This is a genomic window from Planomonospora sp. ID82291 (assembly GCF_015711645.1).
Classification (GTDB): Bacteria; Actinomycetota; Actinomycetes; order Streptosporangiales; family Streptosporangiaceae; genus Planomonospora.
On the sequence record NZ_JABTEX010000005.1, the window covers coordinates 307,607 to 315,164 of the forward strand.

Here is a 7,558-nt window from a genome sequence, read left to right on the forward strand (position 1 = left end):
CATGGTGAAGCGCAGCATCTCCGTCAAGGGCGCCCGTACGAACAACCTCCGCGATCTGGACGCGGAGATCCCCCGCAACCGCCTCGTCGTCTTCGCCGGCCTGTCGGGGTCGGGCAAGTCGTCGCTGGTCTTCGACACGATCGCGGCGGAGGCCGGGTACCAGCTCAACGACACCTTCCCGCCGTTCACGAGGAACCGGCTCCCGAAGTGGACCCGGCCCGACGTGGAGCACATCGACGGGCTCTCCCCGGTGGTGGTGATCGACCAGCGGCGCCTGGGCGGCAACGCCCGCTCCACGGTCGGCACGATCACCGATACCTGGGCCTACCTGCGGCTGCTGTACTCGCGGCTCGGCGACCCGCACGTGGGCGAGTCGAACCGCTTCTCGTTCAACGACCCCGCCGGGATGTGCCCGGCGTGCTCGGGACTCGGCGAGGTCGTCGCCCCCGCCGTCGACCGGTTCCTCGACCTCGACAGGTCGCTCCGGCAGGGGGCGATCCTCCTGCCGGGCTTCGGCGACGGCGGTTACTGGTACTCCCGGTACGCCGACATCGGCTCCTTCAGCGCGGACACGCCGCTGCGGGACTGGAGCCGGGAGGAGCGCGAGGCCCTGCTGCACGGCGGTGAGGCGGCGGCGCGGCTGGGGCGCAGGCCGCCCAAGGACTACGAGGGGGTCGTCGAGCGGTTCACCCGGATCTACCTGAACACCTCCGACAACGTCTCCGAGCGCAAGCAGGAGACGATCCGCCGGTTCACCCGGTCCGAGGTCTGCCCGGACTGCGGCGGGGACCGGCTCAACGAGCGGTCCCGCACCGCCACCGTGCGGGGACGCACGATCGGCGAGCTGGCCCGCCTGGAGGTCGCCGAGCTCGCCGGATTCGTCCGGGGCGTCGAGGCGCCGTCCGTCGCCCCCGTCGTGGCCGCGCTCGTCTCCCGGCTCGACGCCATGGACGCCATCGGGCTGGGTTACCTCACCCTGGCCCGGGCGACCACGACGCTGTCGGGCGGCGAGTCCCAGCGCGTCAAGATCGTCAAACATCTCGGCTCCAGCCTCACCGAGATGGTCTACGTGTTCGACGAGCCCACGGCCGGGCTCCACCCCACCGACGTCGAATCCGTGACGCGGCTCCTCAAGCGGCTGCGCGACGGCGGGAACAGCGTCCTGGTCGTCGAGCACGACCCCGCCGTGATGGCGATCGCCGACCAGGTCGTCGAGATCGGCCCCGGCGCCGGGGCCGAGGGAGGACGGCTCGTCTTCCAGGGCACCTTCGCGGAGCTGCGGCACGCCGACACGCCCACCGGCCGCGCGCTCCGCCGGGACCGGTCCGGCGAACGGGTCCCCCGGACGGCCTCGGGGGTGATCGAGATCACCGAGGCGACCCGCAACAACCTGCGGCGCGTCACCGTCGGCATCCCCGCCGGGGTGATGACCGTCCTCACCGGCGTCGCGGGCTCGGGGAAGTCCAGCCTCGCCGCCGAACTGGCCGACCGGCACGACGTCACCGTCATCGACCAGAGGCCGGTCAGCACCAGCCGCCGGTCCACTCCCATCACCTACACCGGCATCGCGCCGGCGATCCGCAGGCTGTTCGCCCGGCACAACGGCGTCCCCGCCGCGCTGTTCAGCGCGAACTCCGAAGGGGCCTGCCCCGGATGCGGCGGCCTCGGGACCGTCTACACCGACCTGGCCTTCATGGACGGCCAGGAGGTCGTCTGCGAGGCGTGCCGGGGGCGGCGGTTCGTGCCCGAGGTGCTCGCCCACACCGTCGACGGCCTGTCCATCGCCGACGTCGAGGCGCTCTCCGTCGACCAGGCGAGGAAGCGGCTGCCCGACGAGGCCGTCGCCGGGGCCCTGCGGCACCTGTCGGAGGTCGGTCTCGGCTACCTGCGGCTGGGCCAGCCGCTCACCACGCTCTCGGGCGGGGAGTGCCAGCGCGTCAAGATCGCCAAAGAGCTGCGCGACACCGTCCGGCCCACCGTCTACCTGCTCGACGAACCCACCACGGGCCTGCATCCCGGCGACATCGACACGCTGCTCGGCGTGCTGGACGCGCTCGTCGACCAGGGCCACACGGTCGTGGTGATCGAGCACGACCTGGACGTCGTCCGGCACGCCGACTGGCTGATCGACCTGGGTCCGGGGCCCGGCAGGCACGGCGGGACCGTCCTGTACGAGGGGCCCGTCCGGGACTACCGGCCGGAGGCGGGCACCCCGACGGCCCGTGCCCTCGCGGCCCCCGGCCCGTCCGGCAGGCGTCCCCGGTCGCCCGGCCCGTCCGGCAGGCGTCCCCGGTCGCCCGGCCCGTCCGGCAGGCGTTCCTAGTCGCGCAGGCGGGAGCGCAGGGCGCGGGTGTCGTCGTCGGTCCAGCCCTGGGAGGCGAGCCACTCCATGGGACCGCCGAAGCGGTCCTCCAGCACGCCGAAGAACTGCTCGATGTACTTCTCCCGGGGCCGGTGGTCGTCGGCCGGGCGGGAGTCGAGGTCGTCGCGGTAGGTGCTGCTGGCGCGCAGCCGGTCCAGGATGGCCTCGATGCGCTCGCCGCTGGCGGCGTAGTCGGCGACGATGGCCTCGCGGGTGGCCCCGGCGACCTCCAGCGCCAGGGCGCAGACGACGCCCGTGCGGTCCTTGCCGGCCGCGCAGTGCACGATCGCGGCGCCGTCGTCGCGGGCCAGGGCGCGCAGGGCGGCCAGCACCGAGTCGGGACGCTCGCGCAGGTAGCCGTAGTAGAAGCCGGTCACCCGCAGTTCGGCCAGCTTCTCCTCCTCGACCCGCTCCTGCCAGGGCAGCACCCGGTCGGCGTCGACGGTGTCGGCCTCGACGTCGGTGTGCCGGCCGCCCTCGGCGAAGAGCGTGAGGTGGTGGATGCTCACCTCGGGGACGCGGGTGAGCGGGCCCGGCCCCTCCATGAACACCTCCGGGCCGGATCGCAGGTCGACGACGTGGCGGAGCTTCAGCTCGGCGACGAGCCGCTCGACGTCGCGGCCGGTCAGTCCCTGCAGGTTGTCCGACCGGAAGATCCGGCCGAAGCGCGTGGTCCCGCCGTCCACGGTGGCGAGCCCGCCGAGGTCGCGGACGTTGACGGCGCCTTCGAGATCGATCCATCGCGTGAAGTCGTTCATCACGGTGAGTCTATACATGGACATATGGCCACCCAGTGAACGCCGAGCGCGGACGGCGGTAACCGTCGGAGACCGGTACGCGGCCACCGCACCCCCGGCACCCCCGGCGCCCCGGCGCCTCCGGGGTTCCGGGCGGCGCGCCCGCGGCGGCGGGCTCACTCCCGGGCGCGGCGCAGGAGCTCCAGCGTCCGGCCCGTGCCCGAGAGGTTGCCGAGGCTGCGGTAGATGTCCTGGGCCCGGGTGAGCACGGCGTCCGCCGCCTGCCGGTCCCCCGCCTCCAGGTGCACCTCGCCGAGGCGGCGCAGGCTCCGGGCCATCCACCACCGGTCGCCCAGCTCCTCGAAGGCCCGTACGGCGCTGCGGAGCGACTCCACGGCCTCCTGCGTCCTCCCGGCCCGCGCGTGGACGCGTCCTGCCGACAGCTCGGTCCTGGCCACCCCCCACGAGTCGCCCAGCTGGGTGAGCAGGTCGGCGGCCTGCCGTACGTATCTCAGCTCGGTCAGCCGGTTCGCCGGGTTGCCGACCTCCCCGGCGGCGCGCAGGCACCGGGCGACCTCCCAGTCCTCGCCCCGGGACCGGAACATCTCCGCGGCGCGGTCCAGGCTGAAGCCCGCCCGGGTGAAGTACTCGTGGGCGGCCTTGGCCTCGCCCCGCTCGTGCAGGTCCCGTGCGATGGTGCCGAGCACCTCGCCGTAGGCGCGCAGCGTCTGGGCCTCCGAATACCGGTTGCGGTCGCGCTCGAACACGTCCAGGGCGTCCTCCAGCAGCTGCCGGGCCTCCTCGGTCCGCCGCTGGGCGAGCCGCAGCTCGGCCAGGTTCCGCCGGGTGCGCGCCGCCCACCAGCGGTCGTCCTCCTCCCTGAACACGGCGATCGCCGCGGTGAGGTGCTCCTGGCCCCGGTCGAGGCCGCCGTCGCTGAACAGGGTCATGCCGACCGTGCGCATCGCCCGCGCGGCCCACCACCGCTCACCGAGCCCGGTGAAGATCTCCAGGGCGCGCTCGGCGTCCCGGCGGGCCCGCCGGTGGCCGCCCTGGCCGCCGGTCACCGCCGCCCGGTCCATCAGCGCGATGCCCAGCGCCCGCCGGTCGCCCATGCGCTCCGCGGCCTCGCACGCGATCTCGGCGACCGCCCGCCAGTCGGACCAGTAGGCGCGCAGCGAGTGGCACAGCGAGCAGAAGGCCCGGCCCAGCCCCCAGGCCAGCTCCCACATCTCCATGCCCCGCGCCTGGTTGATCAGGGCGACCAGGGTCAGCCGCTCGGCGTTGAGCCAGTCGGCCGCCGAGACCTGCGCCCGCTCCGCCGCCGCCGAGTCGGCCCGCCTGCCGCTGCGGCCCCAGTCCTGCGGCCAGCGGGCCGTCGCCGCGGCCTCGGCCCGGCGGCGGTAGCCGGACAGCACCCGCTCGACGGCGGCCCGGCCGGAGTCGTCCATGCCGCCGGGGCCGTCCGCGCCGGACAGCTCGCGCGCGAAGATCCGCACCAGGTCGTGCAGCCGGTACCGCATGGATCCGGCGAAGTCGACGCCCGAGCACTCGGCGAGCTGGGCGTCGATGAGCGCCTCCAGCTGGTCCGCGCCGTCCAGCGCGGAGGCGGCGAGCAGCTCTCCGGCGACCCAGACGGGCACGTCCGGGGCGGTGAGCAGGCTGAGGGTGCGCAGCAGGCGGCGCTGGATGCCGGTGCAGTCGTCGTAGCTGAGCTGGAGCGAGGCGCGCACGCTCTTGTCCAGCCGGCGGGCGAGCTCCAGCTGGTCGAGCCTGCGGCGCTCGTCCGTGAGCCGGTCGGCCAGCTCCCGCAGGGACCAGTTCTCCCGGGTGGCCAGGCGCCCGCCGCAGATGCTGATGGCCAGCGGCAGGTGGTCGCACATGCGGACGATCTCCTGGGCCGCCTCCAGGTCGGCGGCGACCCGGTCGTCCCCGGCCAGGCGGGCCAGCAGCTCCACCCCCTGGGCCTCGCTGAACTCCGACAGCCGCTTGTCGTAGGTGTTCAGCAGGAACAGCGGCTGCCGGGAGGTGACCATGACCGCGCAGCCGGGCTCGGCCGGGATCAGGTCCTTGACCTGGTCGCCGTCCTGGGCGTTGTCCAGGCCGATCAGGATGCGCCGGCCCTTGGTCCAGGTGAGCCAGAGCCGGCGCAGCTCGTTCAGGCCGCCGGGGTCGGTGGTGAGCCGTACGCCCAGGGCGCGCAGGAAGCCGGCCAGCACCTCCTCCGGCCGGACCGGGGCGTCCACCGCACCGCGCAGGTCGGCGTAGAGCCGCCCGTCGGGGAACCGGTCGGCGACCTCGTGGCCGAACCGGGTGATCAGCATGGACTTGCCGACCCCGCCCCTGCCGTACACCGAGACCACCAGCGGGGAGGCGTTCCCGTCCTGGTCGCGCGGGCGGCGGCGCGCGCCGAACACCCCGCGCAGCTCGGCCAGCGACTCCCGGCGGCCGGTGAAGTGCGCCGGCACCGGGGGCCACTGGTCGGGCGGGCGCCAGGCGGCGCCGGGCTCTCCGGCCGCGGCGCCGGCGCTCCGGTGGGCCGTGGCCCAGGTGAGCAGCCCGACCAGGAGCCCGGCGCACGCGGTGACGGCGACCTTGACGGAGGTCGGCAGGTCCCACACGTCCAGCGAGGTCGCCAGGACGCTGGCCAGCGCGGCGGCGACCCCGGCCGCCGCGGGCGCCGCGAGCGGGAACGGGCGTCTCGGACCCGCCGGGGGCGGTCCGGCCTCCCCCGCGCCGCGGTGGTCCGGTACTTGCGATGGCTCCGGCATGCGCACTCCCGGAGAGTCGGCGGCCCGTCCGGCCGGCACGGCGTTCCACGATTCATTCAAGCAGACACAGAGCAGACGATCCCTTCCCTTGAACATACCTACCGGTCGGTATACTGACATTTCATGAAGCGAACTGTTTACGGCCCCGACCACGACGCGTTCCGCGCGTCGGTCCGGGAGTTCATCGCCCGCTCGGTCACGCCGCGCGCCGAGGAGTTCATCGAAGGCCGGCTGATCGACCGCGAGGTCTGGCTGGAGGCCGGACGGCAGGGCTTCCTCGGCCTGGAGGTCCCGGAGGAGTACGGCGGGAGCGCGGCCGGGGACTACCGCTTCAACGCCGTGCTGGGCGAGGAGCTGTCCGGGGTCGGCGCGGCCTTCTCCTCCAGCTTCGGCATCCACTACGACGTGGTCGCGCCGTACCTCGTGGAGTTGACCACCGACGAGCAGCGGAAGCGCTGGCTGCCGCGCTTCTGCTCCGGAGAGATGATCACCGCGATCGGCATGAGCGAGCCGAGCGGGGGCTCCGACCTGGCCGCGCTGCGCACCACCGCGGTGCGCGACGGCTCCGACTGGATCCTCAACGGGTCCAAGACCTTCATCACCAACGGCTACTGCGCGGACCTGGTCGTGGTGGCCGCCCGCACCAGCCCGGAGAAGAGGGCCAAGGGCATCACGCTGTTCGCGGTCGAGAGCGGGATGGAGGGCTTCACCCGGGGCCGCAAGCTCGACAAGGTGGGCCAGCCGGAGGCCGACACCGCCGAGCTGTTCTTCGAGAACGTGCGCGTGCCCGCCGAGAACGTGATCGGCGAGGTCGACCGCGGCTTCATCGCGATGATGGAGCGGCTCCCGCAGGAGCGCCTCGGCTCGGCGGTGGCGAACCTCGCGCACGCCGCGGCGGCGCTCACCGAGACCCTGGCCTACGTCAGGGAGCGCACGGCGTTCGGCCAGGCCGTCGGCTCCTTCCAGCACAACAAGTTCGTCCTGGCCGACCTGGTCACCAAGGTCGAGGTCTCCCAGGCCTTCGTGGACCGGTGCGTGGCGGCCCACGCCGAGGGGGAGCTGAGCGCGGTCGACGCCGCCAAGGCCAAGATGTGGACCTCGGAGGTGCAGGGCGAGGTGCTCGACGCCTGCGTGCAGCTGTTCGGCGGCTACGGCTACATGAAGGAGTACCGCGTCGCCCGCGCCTGGATGGACGCCCGGGTGACCCGCATCTGGGCCGGGTCCAACGAGATCATGCGCGAGATCATCGGCCGGGACCTGGGGCTGTAGATCCCGGCGCTCCCGCCCGTCCCGTCCCCGCCGCTCCGCGCCCCCGCCGCCGCGCCGTCCCGTCCCCGCCGCTCCGCGCCCCCGCCGCCGCGCCGTCCCGTCCCCGCCGCTCCGCGCCCCCGCCGCCGCGCCGTCCCGTCCCCGCCGCTCCGCGCCCCCGCCGCCGCGCCGTCCCGTCCCCGCCGCTCCGCGCCCCCGCCGCCGCGCCGTCCCGTCCCCGCCGCTCCGCGCCCCCGCCGCCGCGCCGTCCCGTCCCCGCCGCTCCGCGCCCCCGCCGCCGCGCCGTCCCGTCCCCGCCGCTCCGCGCCCCCGCCGCCGCGCCGTCCCGTCCCCGCCGCTCCGCGCCCCCGCCGCCGCGCCGTCCCGTCCCCGCCGCTCCGCGCCCCCGCCGCCGCGCCGTCCCGTCCCCGCCGCTCCGC

General features: G+C 74.7%; 4 protein-coding genes. 2 read left to right on the plus strand and 2 right to left on the minus strand.

Going from position 1 to position 7,558, the window contains the following annotated elements; translation table 11 throughout:
- The first annotated feature begins 1 nt into the window (after window position 1).
- Window positions 2-2,323 carry an excinuclease ABC subunit UvrA gene (locus tag HS045_RS35950; RefSeq protein ID WP_196454814.1) on the plus strand — a complete coding sequence of 774 codons (2,322 nt, stop codon included), beginning with the start codon at window positions 2-4 and terminating at the stop codon, window positions 2,321-2,323.
- Here the strand turns inward: HS045_RS35950 and HS045_RS29285 are convergent.
- Together HS045_RS29285 and HS045_RS29290 are read right to left on the minus strand one after the other, a co-directional pair.
- The gene (locus tag HS045_RS29285; protein ID WP_196454815.1) at window positions 2,320-3,120 is read right to left on the minus strand and encodes a tyrosine-protein phosphatase; all 801 of its coding nucleotides are present in this window, start codon (window positions 3,118-3,120) and stop codon (window positions 2,320-2,322) included. The genes HS045_RS35950 and HS045_RS29285 overlap by 4 nt on opposite strands.
- A gap of 155 nt (window positions 3,121-3,275) precedes the next feature.
- The gene (locus tag HS045_RS29290) at window positions 3,276-5,870 is read right to left on the minus strand and encodes a tetratricopeptide repeat protein (RefSeq protein ID WP_196454816.1); all 2,595 of its coding nucleotides are present in this window, start codon (window positions 5,868-5,870) and stop codon (window positions 3,276-3,278) included.
- A gap of 123 nt (window positions 5,871-5,993) precedes the next feature.
- Here HS045_RS29290 and HS045_RS29295 point away from each other — a divergent pair, with 123 nt between their 5' ends.
- Window positions 5,994-7,139: an acyl-CoA dehydrogenase family protein gene (locus tag HS045_RS29295; RefSeq protein ID WP_196454817.1), complete on the plus strand. Its 1,146-nt coding sequence runs from the start codon at window positions 5,994-5,996 to the stop codon at window positions 7,137-7,139.
- Window positions 7,140-7,558 lie beyond the last annotated feature (419 nt).